General features: G+C 72.7%; 16 protein-coding genes. 1 reads left to right on the top strand and 15 read right to left on the bottom strand.

Annotated elements, in window-relative coordinates:
- Positions 1 to 46 precede the first annotated feature (46 nt).
- The 6 genes from carB to pyrR all read right to left on the bottom strand — a co-directional run bounded on the left by carB (position 47) and on the right by pyrR (position 8,054).
- The gene (carB, locus tag ACH4OW_RS04500) at positions 47 to 3,358 is read right to left on the bottom strand and encodes a carbamoyl-phosphate synthase large subunit (protein ID WP_360135825.1); all 3,312 of its coding nucleotides are present in this window, start codon (positions 3,356 to 3,358) and stop codon (positions 47 to 49) included.
- A complete protein-coding gene (carA, locus tag ACH4OW_RS04495; protein WP_398024874.1) occupies positions 3,351 to 4,532 on the bottom strand; it encodes a glutamine-hydrolyzing carbamoyl-phosphate synthase small subunit in 1,182 nt (393 codons plus the stop codon). Before carA ends, carB begins: the two co-directional genes overlap by 8 nt.
- Entirely contained in the window at positions 4,529 to 5,110 is a 582-nt protein-coding gene (locus ACH4OW_RS04490) for a hypothetical protein (protein WP_398024872.1), read from the bottom strand. Before ACH4OW_RS04490 ends, carA begins: the two co-directional genes overlap by 4 nt.
- Entirely contained in the window at positions 5,107 to 6,396 is a 1,290-nt protein-coding gene (locus ACH4OW_RS04485) for a dihydroorotase (protein WP_398024870.1), read from the bottom strand. The genes ACH4OW_RS04490 and ACH4OW_RS04485 overlap by 4 nt, the downstream gene beginning before the upstream one ends.
- A gap of 2 nt (positions 6,397 to 6,398) precedes the next feature.
- Positions 6,399 to 7,385, bottom strand: a complete 987-nt coding sequence (locus ACH4OW_RS04480) for an aspartate carbamoyltransferase catalytic subunit (protein WP_360135817.1) — start codon at positions 7,383 to 7,385, stop codon at positions 6,399 to 6,401.
- Positions 7,386 to 7,478: 93 nt separating this feature from the next.
- The gene (pyrR, locus tag ACH4OW_RS04475) at positions 7,479 to 8,054 is read right to left on the bottom strand and encodes a bifunctional pyr operon transcriptional regulator/uracil phosphoribosyltransferase PyrR (protein WP_360135815.1); all 576 of its coding nucleotides are present in this window, start codon (positions 8,052 to 8,054) and stop codon (positions 7,479 to 7,481) included.
- 195 nt (positions 8,055 to 8,249) lie between these two features.
- Between pyrR and bldD the strand changes: the two genes are divergently transcribed.
- Entirely contained in the window at positions 8,250 to 8,750 is a 501-nt protein-coding gene (bldD, locus tag ACH4OW_RS04470) for a transcriptional regulator BldD (protein ID WP_003982726.1), read from the top strand.
- 205 nt (positions 8,751 to 8,955) lie between these two features.
- On the opposite strand, the gene nusB is transcribed toward bldD, so the two are convergent.
- The 9 genes from nusB to ACH4OW_RS04425 all read right to left on the bottom strand — a co-directional run bounded on the left by nusB (position 8,956) and on the right by ACH4OW_RS04425 (position 17,063).
- Positions 8,956 to 9,390, bottom strand: a complete 435-nt coding sequence (gene nusB, locus ACH4OW_RS04465) for a transcription antitermination factor NusB (protein WP_398024867.1) — start codon at positions 9,388 to 9,390, stop codon at positions 8,956 to 8,958.
- Positions 9,391 to 9,392: 2 nt separating this feature from the next.
- Positions 9,393 to 9,959, bottom strand: coding sequence for an elongation factor P (gene efp, locus ACH4OW_RS04460; RefSeq protein ID WP_360135811.1), 567 nt, complete (start codon positions 9,957 to 9,959; stop codon positions 9,393 to 9,395).
- A 67-nt stretch (positions 9,960 to 10,026) separates the two neighbouring features.
- A complete protein-coding gene (locus tag ACH4OW_RS04455) occupies positions 10,027 to 11,133 on the bottom strand; it encodes an aminopeptidase P family protein (RefSeq protein ID WP_398024863.1) in 1,107 nt (368 codons plus the stop codon).
- Positions 11,134 to 11,747: 614 nt separating this feature from the next.
- Entirely contained in the window at positions 11,748 to 12,575 is an 828-nt protein-coding gene (locus ACH4OW_RS04450; RefSeq protein WP_360135807.1) for a Pro-rich N-terminal domain-containing protein, read from the bottom strand.
- 241 nt (positions 12,576 to 12,816) lie between these two features.
- Complete coding sequence (aroQ, locus tag ACH4OW_RS04445; protein ID WP_360135805.1) at positions 12,817 to 13,254, bottom strand: type II 3-dehydroquinate dehydratase; 438 nt, start codon at positions 13,252 to 13,254, stop codon at positions 12,817 to 12,819.
- A complete protein-coding gene (aroB, locus tag ACH4OW_RS04440; protein WP_360135803.1) occupies positions 13,251 to 14,342 on the bottom strand; it encodes a 3-dehydroquinate synthase in 1,092 nt (363 codons plus the stop codon). Before aroB ends, aroQ begins: the two co-directional genes overlap by 4 nt.
- Positions 14,339 to 14,920 carry a shikimate kinase gene (locus tag ACH4OW_RS04435; protein WP_398024859.1) on the bottom strand — a complete coding sequence of 194 codons (582 nt, stop codon included), beginning with the start codon at positions 14,918 to 14,920 and terminating at the stop codon, positions 14,339 to 14,341. The genes aroB and ACH4OW_RS04435 overlap by 4 nt, the downstream gene beginning before the upstream one ends.
- Positions 14,917 to 16,101 carry a chorismate synthase gene (aroC, locus tag ACH4OW_RS04430; protein ID WP_360135799.1) on the bottom strand — a complete coding sequence of 395 codons (1,185 nt, stop codon included), beginning with the start codon at positions 16,099 to 16,101 and terminating at the stop codon, positions 14,917 to 14,919. The genes ACH4OW_RS04435 and aroC overlap by 4 nt, the downstream gene beginning before the upstream one ends.
- Positions 16,102 to 16,223: 122 nt before the next feature.
- A complete protein-coding gene (locus ACH4OW_RS04425; protein ID WP_398024857.1) occupies positions 16,224 to 17,063 on the bottom strand; it encodes a shikimate dehydrogenase in 840 nt (279 codons plus the stop codon).
- Positions 17,064 to 17,102 lie beyond the last annotated feature (39 nt).

Here is a 17,102-nt window from a genome sequence, read left to right as displayed (position 1 = left end):
CTCGTGAAGAGGGGGACACCGCGGCGGTGTCCCCCTCCTGGTGGCCCTACTCCTCGCGGGCCGCGGTCAGCTGTCGCGCGTGTTCCTGGAGGGAGCGCACGCCCACGTCGCCGCGGGACAGGGCCTCGATGCCCTGGACGGCGGCGGCCAGCGCCTGGACCGTGGTCAGGCAGGGCACGGCGCGGGCGACGGCCGCGGTGCGGATGTCGTAGCCGTCGAGGCGGCCGCCGGTGCCGTACGGCGTGTTGACGATGAGGTCGACCTCGCCGTCGTGGATGAGCTGGACGATGGTCTTCTCGCCGTTGGGGCCCTCGCCCTCGCTCTTCTTGCGCACGACGGTGGCGTTGATGCCGTTGCGGCGCAGCACCTCGGCGGTGCCGGAGGTGGCGAGCAGCTCGAAGCCGTGCGCGACCAGCTCGCGCGCCGGGAAGATCATCGCCCGCTTGTCGCGGTTGGCGACGGAGACGAACGCCCGGCCCTTGGTGGGCAGCGCGCCGTACGCGCCGGCCTGCGACTTGGCGTACGCCGTGCCGAAGACCGAGTCGATGCCCATGACCTCGCCGGTGGAGCGCATCTCCGGGCCCAGCACGGTGTCCACGCCCTGCCCGGTGACGTCGCGGAAGCGCGACCAGGGCAGGACGGCCTCCTTGACGGAGATCGGCGAGTCCAGCGGCAGCGTGCCGCCGTCGCCGCTCCTGGGCAGCATGCCCTCGGCGCGCAGCTCGGCGATGGTGGCGCCCAGCGAGATGCGGGCGGCGGCCTTGGCCAGCGGTACCGCGGTCGCCTTCGAGGTGAAGGGGACCGTACGGGAGGCGCGCGGGTTGGCCTCCAGGACGTAGAGGATGTCGCCGGCCATCGCGAACTGGATGTTGATCAGGCCGCGGACGCCGACGCCCTTGGCGATGGCCTCGGTGGAGGCGCGCAGCCGCTTGATGTCGTAGCCGCCGAGCGTGATGGGCGGCAGGGCGCAGGCGGAGTCGCCGGAGTGGATGCCGGCTTCCTCGATGTGCTCCATGACGCCGCCGAGGTAGAGCTCGGTGCCGTCGTAGAGGGCGTCCACGTCGATCTCGATGGCGTCGTCCAGGAACCGGTCGATCAGGACCGGGTGCTGGTCGATGAGCCCGGCGTGCCGCTCCAGGTAGGCGCCGAGCGACGGCTCGTCGTAGACGATCTCCATGCCGCGGCCGCCCAGGACGTAGGAGGGCCGCACCATGACCGGGTAGCCGATCTCGGCGGCGATGCCCTTGGCCTGGTCGAAGGAGTAGGCGGTGCCGTACTTCGGCGCGGGCAGCCCGGCCTCGGTCAGCACCCGGCCGAACGCGCCGCGCTCCTCGGCCAGGTCGATGGCCTCCGGCGAGGTGCCGACGATCGGTACGCCGTTGTCCTTGAGCGCCTGCGCCAAGCCCAGCGGGGTCTGGCCGCCGAGCTGGACGACGACGCCGGCGACGGGGCCGGCCTGCTGCTCGGCGTGCACGATCTCCAAGACGTCCTCCAGGGTGAGCGGCTCGAAGTAGAGCCGGTCGGAGGTGTCGTAGTCGGTGGAGACGGTCTCCGGGTTGCAGTTGACCATGACGGTCTCGTAGCCCGCGTCGGACAGCGCGAAGGAGGCGTGGACGCAGGAGTAGTCGAACTCGATGCCCTGGCCGATGCGGTTCGGGCCGGAGCCCAGGATGATCACGGCGGGCTTCTCGCGCGGCGCGACCTCGCTCTCCTCGTCGTAGGACGAGTAGAAGTACGGGGTCTTCGCGGCGAACTCGGCGGCGCAGGTGTCCACCGTCTTGTAGACCGGGCGGACGCCGAGCGCGTGCCGGACCTCGCGGACGACGTCCTCGGTCAGGCCGCGGATCGCGGCGATCTGGGCGTCGGAGAAGCCGTGCCGCTTGGCGTACGCCAGGACCTCGGGGCCGAGCTGGTCGGCGGCCGCGATCTCGTCGGCGGTCTCGCGGAGCAGGAAGAGCTGGTCGACGAACCACGGGTCGATCTTCGTGGCGTCGAAGACCTCCTCGGGGGTGGCGCCGGCCCGGATGGCCTGCATGACGGTGTTGATCCGGCCGTCGGTCGGCATCTCGGCCTTGACCAGCAGCTCGGCCTTGTCGCCGGGGTCGCCGGTGAAGACGAACGGGCCGTCCTTCTTCTCCAGCGAGCGCAGCGCCTTGTTGAGCGCCTCGGTGAAGTTGCGGCCGATGGCCATGGCCTCGCCGACCGACTTCATGGTGGTGGTCAGCCGGGCGTCCGCCGCCGGGAACTTCTCGAACGCGAAGCGCGGCACCTTGACGACGACGTAGTCGAGCGTGGGCTCGAAGGACGCCGGAGTCTGCTCGGTGATGTCGTTGGGGATCTCGTCGAGCGTGTAGCCGACGGCCAGCCGGGCGGCGATCTTCGCGATCGGGAAGCCGGTGGCCTTGGAGGCGAGCGCCGAGGAGCGCGAGACGCGCGGGTTCATCTCGATGACGATGACCCGGCCGTCGACGGGGTTGACGGCGAACTGGATGTTGCAGCCGCCGGTGTCCACGCCGACCTCGCGGATCACGGCGATGCCGATGTCGCGCAGGGTCTGGTACTCGCGGTCGGTGAGCGTCATCGCCGGGGCGACGGTGATGGAGTCGCCGGTGTGCACGCCCATCGGGTCGAAGTTCTCGATGGAGCAGACGACCACGACGTTGTCGTTCTTGTCGCGCATCAGCTCCAGCTCGTACTCCTTCCAGCCGAGGATGGACTCCTCCAGGAGCACCTCGGTGGTCGGCGACAGGGCCAGGCCCTGGCCGGCGATGCGGCGCAGCTCCTCCTCGTCGTGGGCGAAGCCGGAGCCGGCGCCGCCCATGGTGAAGGAGGGGCGCACGACGACCGGGTAGCCGCCCAGCTCCTCGACGCCGTTCAGGACGTCGTCCATGGTGTGGCAGATGTAGGAGCGCGCGGACTCGCCGTGGCCGATCTTGCGGCGGACGGCCTCCACGACCTCCTTGAACAGGTCGCGGTCCTCGCCCTTGTTGATCGCCTCGACGTTGGCGCCGATCAGCTCGACGCCGTACTGCTCCAGGGTGCCGGACTCGTGCAGCGAGATCGCGGTGTTCAGCGCGGTCTGGCCGCCCAGGGTGGGCAGCAGCGCGTCCGGGCGCTCCTTGGCGATGATCTTCTCGACGAATTCCGGGGTGATCGGCTCGACGTAGGTGGCGTCGGCGATCTCCGGGTCGGTCATGATCGTGGCCGGGTTGGAGTTGACCAGGATGACCCGCAGGCCCTCGGCCTTGAGGACCCGGCACGCCTGCGTACCGGAGTAGTCGAACTCGGCTGCCTGGCCGATGACGATCGGGCCGGAGCCGATGACCAGGACGGACTGGATATCGGTGCGCTTAGGCACGCTGGCCCTCCATGAGCTGGACGAAGCGGTCGAACAGGTACGCCGCGTCGTGCGGACCCGCGGCGGCCTCGGGGTGGTACTGGACGCTGAAAGCCGGCCGGTCGAGGAGCTGGAGCCCCTCCACCACGTTGTCGTTGAGGCAGACGTGGGAGACCTCGGCGCGGCCGTAGGGGGTCTCGGAGACCTTGTCGAGCGGCGCGTCGACGGCGAAGCCGTGGTTGTGCGCGGTGACCTCGACCTTGCCGGTCGTGCGGTCCTGCACCGGCTGGTTGATGCCGCGGTGCCCGTACTTGAGCTTGTACGTGCCGAAGCCCAGCGCGCGGCCGAGGATCTGGTTGCCGAAGCAGATGCCGAACAGCGGCGTGCCGCGCTCCAGCACCGCCTGCATGACGGAGACCGGGTGGTCGGCGGTGGCCGGGTCGCCGGGCCCGTTGGAGAAGAACACGCCGTCGGGGTTGACGGCGTACACGTCCTCGGCGGTGGCGGTGGCGGGCAGCACGTGCACCTCGATGCCGCGCTCGGCCATGCGGTACGGGGTCATGCCCTTGATGCCCAGGTCGACGGCGGCGACGGTGAAGCGCTTGGTGCCCTGCGCGGGCACGACGTACGCCTCCTTGGTGGCGACCTCCGCGGACAGGTCGGCGCCCTTCATCTGCGGGGCCGACTGCACCTTGGCCAGCAGCGACGCCTCGTCGGCGAGGCCGGTGCCGGCCGGGCCGTCGAGCGCCGGGCCGGAGAAGATGCCGACCCGCATCGCGCCGCGCTCGCGCAGGTGGCGGGTGAGGGCGCGGGTGTCGACGCCGCTGATGCCGACGACGCCCTGGGCGGCCAGCTCGTCGTCGAGGGTGCGGGCCGAGCGCCAGTTGGACGGGGTGCGGGCGGGGTCGCGTACGACGAAGCCGGACACCCAGATGCGGGCGGACTCCGGGTCCTCGTCGTTGACGCCCGTGTTGCCGATGTGCGGGGCGGTCATGACGACGACCTGGCGGTGGTACGAGGGGTCGGTCAGGGTCTCCTGGTAGCCGGTCATGCCGGTGGAGAACACCGCCTCGCCGAAGGTCTCCCCCACGGCCCCGTAGGCGCGGCCGCGGAAGCTGCGGCCGTCCTCCAGGACGAGTATGGCGGGAGACGCCGCCCTCCTCTTCGAGGCGTTCCCCTGGATGGAGGTCGTCATCGTGCGCCTTCCGTTTCGGTGGTCTTGCTGTTCTTGCTGGTCAGTTCGGTGAGGGCGGCGACCCACGCGGAGTGCTCGGCGGCCTGGTCGGAGCGGAAACCGGAGTCGATCTCCTTGTCCCCGTGCGCCCAGGTGACCACCAGCAGGCCACCCTCGGGCAGGACCTTGCCGGCGATGCCCTTGTCCAGGCGGGCGCCGCGCAGCGCGGCGGCCGGGACGAAGAAGTCCTGCGCGCCGGGCCGTACGACGTCCAGGCCGGCGTCCGTGAGGGTCAGCTCCGCGCGGCTGCGGGTGCCCAGGCCGCGCGCGACGACGCGGTCCAGCCACTGCCCGGCGGTGGTGGAGCCGTGGTAGCGGCCGGTCATCGTCAGCCGCGGCTCGCCGGCGTCCGCGGGGGCGGCGGGCAGCTCGGGCAGGTCGCCCTGGAGGGTGCCGCGCCATTTCCAGCCCTCGCGCATCAGCCAGTAGAGGAGCGCGACGAACAGGAGCAGCCCGACGACCCAGCCGATGCGGGCCGCCCAGTCGGTGACCTCGGCGGACTTCTGTTCCGCTGCCAGTTGGATGAGTGAAGATGTCACGCGAGTTTCCCGTCCACGACCGTTGCCCGGCCCCGCAGGAAGGTGTGGGTGACGCGCCCCGGCAGCTCACGGCCCTCGTAGGGCGTGTTGCGGCTGCGGGAGGCGAAGCCCGCGGGGTCCACGGGTCCACGGTATGCCGGATCGAGCAGCGTGAGGTTGGCGGGCTCGCCAGGCGAGACGGGACGGCCGTGGCCCTTGAGACGGCCGATCTCGGCGGGGCGGAAGGACATCCGGTCGGCCACGCCGGCCCAGTCCAGCAGGCCGCTGTCGACCATCGTGTGCTGGACGACGGACAGCGCCGTCTCCAGGCCGACCATGCCCATGGCGGCCGCGCCCCACTCGCAGTCCTTGTCCTCGTGCGGGTGCGGTGCGTGGTCGGTGGCGACGCAGTCGATGGTGCCGTCGGCCAGCGCCTCGCGCAGCGCGAGCACGTCGGCCTCGGTGCGCAGCGGCGGGTTCACCTTGTAGACGGGGTTGTAGGACCGTACGAGTTCGTCGGTGAGCAGCAGGTGGTGCGGGGTGACCTCGGCGGTGACGTTCCAGCCCTTGGACTTGGCCCAGCGGACGATCTCGACGGACCCGGCGGTGGACAGGTGGCAGATGTGCACCCGCGAACCGACGTGCGCGGCGAGCAGCACGTCCCGGGCGATGATCGACTCCTCGGCCACCGCGGGCCAGCCGCCGAGGCCCAGTTCGGCGGAGACGACGCCCTCGTTCATCTGGGCGCCCTCGGTCAGCCGGGGCTCCTGGGCGTGCTGGGCGACGACGCCGTCGAACGCCTTCACGTACTCCAGCGCGCGGCGCATGATCACCGCGTCGTCCACGCACTTGCCGTCGTCGGAGAAGACCCGCACGCCGGCGGCGGACTCGTGCATCGCGCCCAGCTCGGCGAGCTTCTTGCCCTCCAGGCCCACGGTGACGGCGCCGATGGGCTGCACGTCGCAGTAGCCGGACTCCTTGCCCAGGCGCCAGACCTGCTCGACGACGCCCGCGGTGTCGGCGACGGGGAAGGTGTTGGCCATGGCGTGTACGGCGGTGAACCCGCCGACGGCGGCGGCCTTGGTGCCGGTCAGGACCGTCTCGGAGTCCTCGCGGCCGGGCTCGCGCAGGTGGGTGTGGAGGTCGACCAGGCCGGGCAGCAGGATCTGGCCCGCGGCCTCGACGACGGTGGCGTCCTCGGTGCCGGCCAGATCGTTGCCGACGGCGGCGATCACGCCATCGGTGATCAGGACGTCCTGCGGCTCGCCGCCCAGGACCTGCGCCCCGCGAATCAGCGTCTTGCTCATGATTACTTGCTCTCCTCGGTGCGGGTGCCGGTGGGGGCGGTGGTGGTGACGGCGGGTTCGTTGCCGCCCAGCAGCAGGTACAGGACGGCCATCCGGATGCTGACACCGTTGGCCACCTGCTCGACGGCGGTGCAGCGCGGCGAGTCGGCGACCTCGGCGGTGATCTCCATGCCGCGGTTCATCGGGCCGGGGTGCATCACGATGGCGTGGCCGGGCATCCGGCCCATCCGGTCGCCGTCGAGGCCGTAACGCCGGGCGTACTCCCGCTCGGTGGGGAAGAAGGCGGCGTTCATCCGCTCGCGCTGGACGCGCAGCATCATCACCGCGTCCGACTTGGTCAGCACCGCGTCCAGGTCGTAGCTGACCTCGCAGGGCCACCGCTCGACGCCGATCGGCACCAGCGTGGGCGGCGCGACCAGCGTCACCTCGGCGCCCAGCGTGGTCAGCAGGTGGACGTTGGAGCGTGCCACCCGGCTGTGCAGGATGTCGCCGACGATGGTGATGTGGCGGCCCGAGAGGTCCTGGCCCGCGCCGCCGGTCAGGTGCCGGCGCATGGTGAAGGCGTCCAGCAGCGCCTGGGTGGGGTGCTCGTGGGTGCCGTCGCCGGCGTTGACGACCGAGCCGCCGATCCAGCCGGAGGTCGCGAGGCGGTGCGGGGCGCCGGAGTCGCCGTGCCGGATGACGACGGCGTCCGCGCCCATCGCCTCCAGGGTCAGCGCGGTGTCCTTGAGGGACTCGCCCTTGGAGACGGACGAGCCCTTCGCGGAGAAGTTGATGACGTCAGCCGAGAGTCGCTTGGCGGCGGCCTCGAAGGAGATGCGGGTGCGCGTGGAGTCCTCGAAGAAGAGGTTGACGACGGTGCGCCCGCGCAGCGTGGGGAGTTTCTTGATCGGCCGGTCCGCTACCCGGGCCATCTCCTCGGCGGTGTCGAGGATCAGGACGGCGTCGTCGCGGGTGAGGTCGGCGGCCGAGATGAGGTGACGCTTCATCCGGTTTTCTCCGTGAGTGATGGAGGTGTACGGGTATGTCCGTCGAGCAGGCATGGCTACGGGCCCGGCCGAACCGGGTCCGTCCGCGGAGTGCTACTGCTCGCCGGCCGGGGCGGTCCGCTTGACGCCGAGCAGCACGGCGTCCCGGCCGTCCTCCTCGGTGAGCTGGACCTTGACCGTCTCCCGCAGCGACGTGGGGAGGTTCTTGCCTACGTAGTCGGCACGGATCGGCAGTTCGCGGTGGCCGCGGTCGACGAGGACCGCGAGCTGCACGGCGCGCGGCCGGCCGATGTCGTTCAGGGCGTCGAGGGCGGCGCGGATCGTACGGCCGGAGAAGAGCACGTCGTCGACGAGGAGGACCACCCGGCCCTCGATGCCGTCGCCGGGGATGTCGGTGCGCGCGAGGGCGCGCGCCGGGCCCAGGCGCAGGTCGTCGCGGTACATGGTGATGTCCAGCGAGCCGACCGGGACGGCGCGTCCGGTGATCTCCTGGAGTTTGGCGGCCAGCCGGCGGGCGAGAAAGACCCCGCGGGTGGGAATGCCGAGGAGCACCACGTCGTCGGCGCCCTTGGCGCGTTCGACGATTTCGTGGGCGATGCGGGTCAGCATGCGCGTGATGTCCGGGCCTTCGAGGACCGGGCGCGCAGCATTGGAGCTGTGGGCGTCCATACGAAACGGACCTCCTTCTCCGCCTCACGGGACGGACTTTAAAGGACGTCGGAATTACGCCCTCCACGGTACCAGGACCAGGGAGGGGGCCCGACAACACCCCTTCGGTGCCACCGTGTGACTCATTCGGCTTGACGAAGCCAAATTACGCTGCGTAACCTCACAGTGAGTTACCAGTCTCGTCCGGGGAGCTTTATGTCCAGCGAATACGCCAAACAGCTCGGGGCCAAGCTCCGCGCCATCCGCACCCAGCAGGGCCTCTCTCTCCACGGCGTCGAGGAGAAGTCCCAGGGCCGCTGGAAGGCCGTGGTGGTGGGTTCGTACGAGCGCGGCGACCGTGCCGTGACCGTGCAGCGCCTGGCCGAGCTGGCCGACTTCTACGGCGTGCCGGTGCAGGAGCTGCTGCCGGGCACGACGCCGGGCGGCGCGGCCGAGCCGCCGCCGAAGCTGGTGCTGGACCTGGAGCGCCTGGCGCACGTCCCCGCCGAGAAGGCCGGGCCGCTGCAGCGTTACGCCGCCACGATCCAGAGCCAGCGCGGTGACTACAACGGCAAGGTCCTCTCGATCCGGCAGGACGACCTGCGCACCCTCGCGGTGATCTACGACCAGTCGCCCTCCGTGCTGACCGAGCAGCTGATCAGCTGGGGTGTGCTGGACGCCGACGCGCGCCGCGCGGTGCAGCACGAGGACATCTGACGCACGGGCGTCACCTGCAGAAACGTACCGCCGCTCCGGGGCCGCCCCGGAGCGGCGGTTTTCATGTCCGCTCCCCGGCGCCGCAGGGCCCCACAGGCCCTCTCGCGGCCTCCCACCGGCCTCCCGGCCCCCCCTGCCCCGCGCATGCGAACGGGCCCGGAGCGCGGTGTGCGCTCCGGGCCCGTTCGCGGGATCCACCGCCGCCTCAGCGCGTCTCGCGCCGCAGGCCCGGCTTCAGTTCTTTCAGACGGGCGAGCAGCCCGTTGACGAAGGCCGGGGAGTCGTCCGTGGAGAACTCTTTGGCCAGCTGCACCGCCTCGTCGATCGCCACCGCGTCCGGAGTCTCGTCCACCCAGATCAGTTCGTACGCGCCGAGCCGCAGGACGTTGCGGTCCACTGTCGGCATCCGGTCCAGCGTCCAGTCGACGGCATAGGTGCCGAGCAGCTCGTCGATGCGCTCGACGTACTCCGCGTACCCCTCGACCAGTTGCAGGGTGTACTCGTTGACCGGCGGCTGCCGGGGGTCGGTCCGGGCGTGCCGCATCCAGTCCGCGAGCACGGACTGCACGTCGGCACCGCGCTGGTCGGCCTCGAAGAGGATCTGGAAGGCGCGCTTGCGGGCCTTGTTGCGGGCGGCCACGGTTAGCTGTTCACCCGGCCGAGGTACTCGCCGGAGCGGGTGTCGACCTTGATCTTCTCGCCGGTCGTGATGAAGAGCGGCACCTGGATCTGGTAGCCGGTCTCCAGCGTGGCGGGCTTGGTGCCACCGGTGGAGCGGTCGCCCTGGACGCCGGGCTCGGTCTCCTTGATGGTCAGCTCGACGGCGGCCGGCAGCTCGACGTAGAGCACCGAGCCGTCGTGCTGGGCCACGACCGCCTCGAAGCCTTCGAGCAGGTAGTTGGCGGCGTCACCGACGGTCTTGCGGTCGATGTGCAGCTGGTCGTAGGTGTCCATGTCCATGAAGACGAAGTAGTCGCCGTCCATGTACGAGAACTGCATGCCGCGCTTGTCGACGTTGGCCGTCTCGACCTTCACACCGGCGTTGAAGGTCTTGTCCACCACCTTGCCGGACAGCACGTTCTTGAGCTTGGTGCGGACGAAAGCGGGGCCCTTGCCGGGCTTGACGTGCTGGAACTCGACGACGGACCAGAGCTGGCCGCCTTCGAGCTTGAGCACCAGGCCGTTCTTGAGGTCGTTCGTGGAAGCCACGGTTGCGGAATCTCCTGGACTGCGGGTGGTGGGACCCCGGGGACGCACGCGCCGAACCGGGTCCGGCTCAGAGCGCGAGCAGCTCCTTGGTCGTGATCGTGAGTAGCTCGGGCCCGCCGTCCGCCTCGGGGCGGACGACGAGTGTGTCGTCGATGCGGACGCCGCCGCGGCCCGGGATGTGAACCCCCGGATCGACGGTGACCGGCACGCAAGCGTCCAGTTTACCCATGGCCGCAGGTGACAGCCGAGGGTCCTCGTCGATTTCGAGTCCGACACCGTGTCCGGTGCTCGCCCCGAGCCGCTCGCCGTGCCCCGCGCCGACCAGCACCTGGCGCGCCGCGCGGTCCACCTCGCGGCACTCCACACCGGGCGCCAGCGTCTCCCGTCCGGCCCGCTGGGCTGCGAAGACGAGGTCGTACAGCTCGATCTGCCAGTCCGCAGGCGTGGTGCCGATGACGAACGTACGGCCGATCTCGCAGCGGTAACCCCGGTAGTTCGCACCGAGATTGACGGACAGGAAGTCCCCCTCCTCGACGCGCCGGTCGGTGGGCAGATGTCCGGGGCGGCCGGCGTTCGGCCCGGCGGCGACCGAGGTGGGAAAGGCGGGGCCGTCCGCGCCGTGGTCCACCAGGCGGCGCTCCAGCTCCAGGGAGAGATGCCGCTCGGTGCGGCCCACCAGAATCGATTCCAGCAGCTCGCCGAGGGCCTGGTCGGTGATCTCGGCGGCGATCCGCAGGCAGGCGATCTCCTCGTCGTCCTTGACGACCCGCTGCGCCTCGACGGCGCGGGCCAGGTCGGCGAGCCGCAGCCGCGGGGCGACCTGGGCCAGCGCGCGGTGCCGGGCGACCGTCAGGTGGTGCTCCTCGACGGCGAGCGAACCGGCCCCGGCCCGTACGGCCTCGTCGGCGGCGGCGACGGCCGGGTCGCCGTCCCCGGCCGACAGCTCGGACACCCGCAGCTCCTCGGCGGGCCGGCCCTCCGCGGGATCTCCGCTCAGCGGTCCCCCGGTCAGCAGGAGGTCGCCGGCCGGGCCCAGCAGCAGCGCCGCCCCCGGCGGCGCGCAACCCGTGAGATAGCGGACGTTGGCGGGACGCGAGATCAGCGCCGCGGCGCTTCCGGCGGCGGCGCAGCGGTCGCGCAGCCGCGTACGCCGGGCCGAGTACAACTCGCTCATGCACCGAGCGTACGGGCCACGAGCGCACCCGGCCGGTCGGGCAGGTCCGCCCGGGCGACCGCGGGAGGCCGGTGACCGGGGGGCGCGGGAGGGCGGCCGGGGGGCTGCGGGAGGCTGGTGGCCGGGGCTGGGGGCGCTGGTGGCCTGGGCCCGCCCATGGGTGGCCGGGGAGGGGGCGCACGAGGCCGGGCGGGGGTCGCGCGCTGGTGGCCGGGGGACCGTGGGAGTTCCTGGCCGAGGGGGGCCGTGGGAGTTCCTGGCCGAGGACGGCGCGAGTTCCTGGCGGGGGGGCCGGGCGAGTTCCTGGCCGGGCGGGCGCGCGGGTGGCCGGGCGGGCGGGAGGCGGGCCTACGGGGGCGAATCGAACGCGATCGTCCCCCCGGCGGGGGGATACCCGGAGGGGGCGCCGGGAACCGCGGCAAGCGGCACCTCTCGGGCTCCGAACCGGGTGGCGGGCCGGGCGCCGAACCGGGCGGCGGACCGAGCGCCGACCCGGGAGCCGAACCGGAAGCCTGGCCAGGCGGCGGACCTGACGCCGGAGCGGGCGCCGGAACTGACGTGACCTGACGTCGGACCCGACGTCGGACCTGACGTCGGACCTGACGTCGGCGCCCCTACCAGCTGGGTGGGCTCGCGATGCTGCGGGCGACCACGTCGTCCAGGATGCCGGCCGTGGTGGGCACGTCCTGCGCGGAGTTGTCGATGATGGGCAGGCCGGAGCCGTACCAGCCCGCCATCCGGCCGTGGATGCGGGCGACCTCCTCGTCGGAGAGGCGGCGGTTGCCCGTGCGGCGGGCGTTGCGCTCCAGGACGATCTCCAGGCCCGGCAGCAGCACCACCGGCAGCAGCCCGGGGCCCACGTGGCGCTTCCAGCCGCCGAGGCCGATGACCGGGCGGTCGGGGAAGACCGCGTCGTCCAGGATGCAGGAGATGCCGTTGGCGAGGAAGTTGCGGGCCGCGAAGCCGCAGGTGCGGCGGGCGAGGCGGTACTGCGCCTCGGAGTGGTCGTTCCAGCCCGACTGCGGGTCGGCGAAGCCGGACCGTACCCATTCGCGGACGTCGTCGAGGCTGATGTGCGCGGTGGGCACCCGGCGGGTGTCGGCCCAGTGCCGGGCGACGCTGGTCTTGCCGGCCCCGGCCGGGCCGATGAGCAGCACCGCGACGGCGGCGTGCGCGGCGTCCTGCGCGGAGGTGCCGGCGGGTGGGCTGGGCAGTGCCACGGGGGCGCCGGGCGGGAGCTGGACGTGTCCGGTGGCCTCGGCGGGGGGCGGCGCGGTGGGCGCGCCGTGCGGCGGCGCGGGCCAGCCCGGCGCGGGCGGGGCGGCGGGCGGCTGGTGCGGCGGTATGGGGTGGCCGGGGCCCGGGGTCCAGCTCATCGCGGCTGCCGGCCCCGGCACCTGTCCGTGCGGCGGTGGCAGCGGAGCCCCCACTGCGTGCTGCATCCGGTGGCTCTCCGTCTCGTGCGGTCGGTCTGGTGGCTCGCGCCCGGCGCGCGGTACGGGCGGGGCGTGCGTCCGTACGGTGCTCGCGGGTGCGGCGTGCCGGGTGTCCGGCCCGGGTGGGCCGGCGGCGTTGTCCGCCGAACGGTACCCGCAGAAGGTGGCGGCAGTCTCCCGGGCCCGGGCGGCAGGCCGCCCCGGCCGTCGGCGGTACGACGGCCGGGGGTGGCGGGGAGCGCGGGGGTCAGCCGGTGGGTTCGGCCGCGAGCGCGCGCAGCGCGAGTTCGTAGGAGCCGATGCCGAAGCCGGCGATCGTGCCGCTGGCGACCGCCGCGATCACCGAGGTGTGGCGGAACTCCTCGCGGGCGTACGGGTTGGAGATGTGCACCTCGACGAGGGGGGCGGTCCGCTGGGCGGCGGCGTCCCGCATGGCGTACGAGTAGTGCGTGAACGCGCCGGGGTTGATGACCACCGGGATCGATCCGTCCGCCGCCTCGTGCAGCCAGCGCACCATCTCGCCCTCGTCGTTGGTCTCCCGGACCTCCGCCTCGAAGCCCAGCTCCTTGCCGAGCGCGGTGCAGCGTTCGACCAGTCCGGCGTAGGACGTGGCGCCGTACACGTCGGGCTCGCGGGAGCCCAGGCGGCCGAGGTTGGGCCCGTTGAGGACCAGGACGCGCCTCACGCGGCGATCTCCGCGTGCGCGGCGAGCAGCATGGCCGGGTCAGGGCCCTCCAGGACGGTGGGCTTGGCCAGGCCGTCCAGGACGATGAAGCGCAGCCGGTCGCCGCGCGTCTTCTTGTCCACCTTCATGGTCTCCAGCAGCTTGGGCCACTGGTCGCCCCGGTAGGTGAGCGGCAAGCCGAGGGCGCCCAGTACGGCGCGGTGCCGGTCGGCGGTCGCGTCGTCCAGCCGGCCGGCGATCCGGCCGAGTTCGGCGGCGAAGACCATGCCGACGGAGACCGCGGCGCCGTGCCGCCAGTTGTAGCGCTCGTTCTTCTCGATGGCGTGCGCCAGGGTGTGCCCGTAGTTGAGGATCTCGCGCAGCCCGGACTCCTTGAGGTCGGCGGAGACGACCTCGGCCTTGACCCGGATGGCGCGCTCTATCAGCTCGGCGGTGTGCGGCCCGTCGGGGCGCTTGGCGCCCTCGGGGTCGGACTCGATCAGGTCCAGGATCGCCGGGTCGGCGATGAAGCCCGCCTTGACGACCTCGGCGAGCCCGGAGACGTAGTCGTGGACCGGGAGGGAGTCCAGCGCGGCCAGGTCGCACAGCACGCCGGCCGGCGGGTGGAAGGCGCCGACGAGGTTCTTGCCCTCGGCGGTGTTGATGCCGGTCTTGCCGCCGACGGCGGCGTCCACCATGCCGAGCACGGTGGTCGGCACGGCGATCCAGCGCACCCCGCGCAGCCAGGTCGCGGCCACGAAGCCCGCGACGTCGGTGGTGGCGCCGCCGCCGACGCCGACGATCACGTCGGTGCGGGTGAAGCCGGTCTGGCCGAGCGCCTTCCAGCAGTACGCGGCGACCTCGGCGGTCTTGGCCTCCTCGGCGTTGGGCAGCTGGACGGCGATGGCCTCGTACCCCTGGCCCGCCAGGTCCTCGCGCAGCGCCTCGCCGGTCGTGGCCAGCGCTTCGGGGTGCAGCACGGCGACGCGCTGGGCCTTCTTGCCGATCAGGCCCGCCAGCTCGCCCAGCAGCTGCCGGCCGACCAGGACCTCGTACGGGTCGGTGCCCGCGGTGCCGCCGACCTGGATGCGGGTGGCCTGCTCCGTCACGGGTGTTCCTCTCTCCCGGGCGCGCCGGGAGCCGCGGCGTCCGCCGCCGGCGTCCCGGCCTCCGGTGGTGTGTGTAGCTGCAATTCGTCCAGTACGGCTTCGGCGACCTCTTCGGGCGTCCGGCCGTCCGTGCCGACCACGGCGCGCGCGACCTCCGTGTACAGCGGGCGGCGCGCCTCCATCAGCTCGCGCCACCGCTGCCGGGGGTTGACGGCGAGCAGCGGGCGGGGCGCGTCGAGGCCCACCCGCCGTACGGCGTCGGCCAGCTGCACGTCCAGGAAGACGACGGGCAGGCCGGCCAGCAGGGCACGGGTGCCCTCGTCCATGATCGCGCCGCCGCCGAGCGAGAGCACCCCGGGGTGGCTCTCGACCGCGGCGCGCACGGCCCGGCGCTCCAGCTCGCGGAAGTGCGGCTCGCCCTGGTCGATGAAGATCTCCGGGATGGGCTTGCCCGCGACCGCCTCGATGTCCGCGTCGGTGTCGCGGTACCCGGCGCCGAGCCGCTCGGCCAGCAGGGCCCCCACGGTGGACTTCCCCGCGCCCGGGGGACCCACCAGCACCACGAGCGGCGGCGTCACCTGATCGCCAGGCCGTCGAGGAAGGACCGCACGTTGCGGCGGGTCTCCGGCACGCTGTCGCCGCCGAACTTCTCCGCCACCGCGTCCGCCAGCACCAGCGCGACCATCGCCTCGGCGACGATGCCGGCCGCGGGGACCGCGCACACGTCGGAGCGCTGGTGGTGCGCCTGCGTCGCCTCGCCGGTGGCGACGTCGACGGTGGCCAGGGCGCGCGGGACGGTCGCGATGGGCTTCATCGCGGCCCGTACGCGCAGCAGCTCACCGGTGGACAGGCCGCCCTCGGTGCCGCCGGAGCGGCCGGTGGTGCGGCGGATTCCCTCGTCGGTGGAGACGATCTCGTCGTGCGCCTTGGAGCCGGGCACGCGAGCCAGGTCGAAGCCGTCGCCGACCTCCACGCCCTTGATGGCCTGGATGCCCATGAGGGCGCCGGCCAGCCGCGCGTCCAGCCGCCGGTCCCAGTGGACGTGCGAGCCGAGGCCGACGGGCACGCCGTACGCCAGTACCTCGACGACGCCGCCGAGGGTGTCGCCGTCCTTGTGGGCCTGGTCGATCTCGGCGACCATCGCCGCGCTCGCCTCGGGGTCCAGGCAGCGCACCGGGTCGGCGTCCAGCCGCTCCACGTCCGAGGGCTTGGGGACCACGCCGTACGGGGCCTTCGCTGCGGCCAGCTCGACCACGTGCGAGACGATCTCGATGCCGGCCGTCTCCTTGAGGTAGGAGCGGGCGACCGTGCCGAGTGCGACGCGGGCCGCGGTCTCGCGGGCGGAGGCGCGCTCCAGGATCGGGCGGGCCTCGTCGAACCCGTACTTCTGCATGCCGGCGAGGTCGGCGTGGCCGGGGCGGGGCCGGGTCAGCGGGGCGTTACGGGCCAGTTCGGCCAGCTCCGCCGCGTCGACGGGGTCGGCCGCCATGACCTTCTCCCACTTAGGCCACTCGGTGTTGCCGACCATGATCGCGACGGGCGAGCCGAGGGTGCGTCCGTGCCGGACGCCGCCGAGGAAGGTGACCTCGTCGCGCTCGAACTTCATGCGGGCACCGCGGCCATAGCCGAGCCGGCGACGGGCCAGGGCGTCCGCCACCATGTCCGTGGTGATCGGGACGCCGGCCGGGAGGCCCTCCAGCGTCGCCACGAGTGCGGGGCCGTGCGACTCCCCCGCCGTCAGCCAGCGCAACCTGCTCAACGATGCTCCTCATGTCCTGCTTCTGCGCGAACAGTCTTCCCCTGATCCTCCCACGTCCGCCGCCCCGGCCCGTCTCCCGTCCAGGGACCGGACCGGGGCCGGCGGCGGGCACAACGCGCAGGTCACCTGCGGGCGAGCGCCGTCTCGCCCGCCGCGCGCATCGCCGCCAGCGGCGCGGGCGACCGCCCCGTCATCTGCTCCACCTGGAGGACGGCCTGGTGGACGAGGAGGTCCAGGCCGCCCACGACCGCGCCGCCGCGTGCGCTCCACGCCGCGGCCAGTTCGGTCGGCCACGGCTCGTACAGCACGTCGAAGAGGGTGCCGGGCCGCTCGGGCACGGCGCCGGCCAGGGCGTCGGTGGTGCCGGCCGGGGTGGTCGCGATCACCAGGGGCGTGTCGAAGGCGGCGGCCGCCAGGGACCAGTCGGCGGTGCGGACGTCCACGTCCAGCCGCTCGCCCCAGCCGCGCATCTCCGCTGCCCGCGCCTCGCTGCGCACGTAGGCGGTCACCTCGCCGGTGCAGATCCGGGAGAGGGCGGCGAGCGCGGAGGAGGCGGTGGCGCCGGCGCCCAGGATCGCGGCCTGTCCGACCTGCTGGACACCGCGTTCGCGCAGCGCGGCCAGCATGCCCGGGATGTCGGTGTTGTCGCCGGTGCGCCGCCCGTCCTCGGTGAAGACGACGGTGTTGACGGCCTCGACGGAGGCGGCGGTGTCGCTGACCGAGTCCAGCAGCGGGAGCACCGCCCGCTTGAGCGGCATGGTCAGCGAGAGCCCCGCCCAGCTGCCGTCCAGCTCCGCCAGGAAGCCGGGCAGCGCCGCCTCGTCGATCTCGTGGCGGCCGTACTCCCAGTCGGCCAGGCCCAGTTCGGCGTAGGCGGCCCGGTGCAGGACCGGGGAGAGGGAATGGGCGATGGGCGACCCCAGGACCGCCGCTCGGTGGCGGCCCTCGACTGCACTGGACATGGTGCTCCTCAGCTCGGACCCGCGAAACGATAGACGAAC

Source organism: Streptomyces sp. NPDC017056 (assembly GCF_044332485.1).
Taxonomy (GTDB): domain Bacteria; phylum Actinomycetota; class Actinomycetes; order Streptomycetales; family Streptomycetaceae; genus Streptomyces.
The sequence above is the reverse complement of the archived record's forward strand: the minus strand, read 5'-3'. Positions and strand labels throughout refer to the sequence as shown.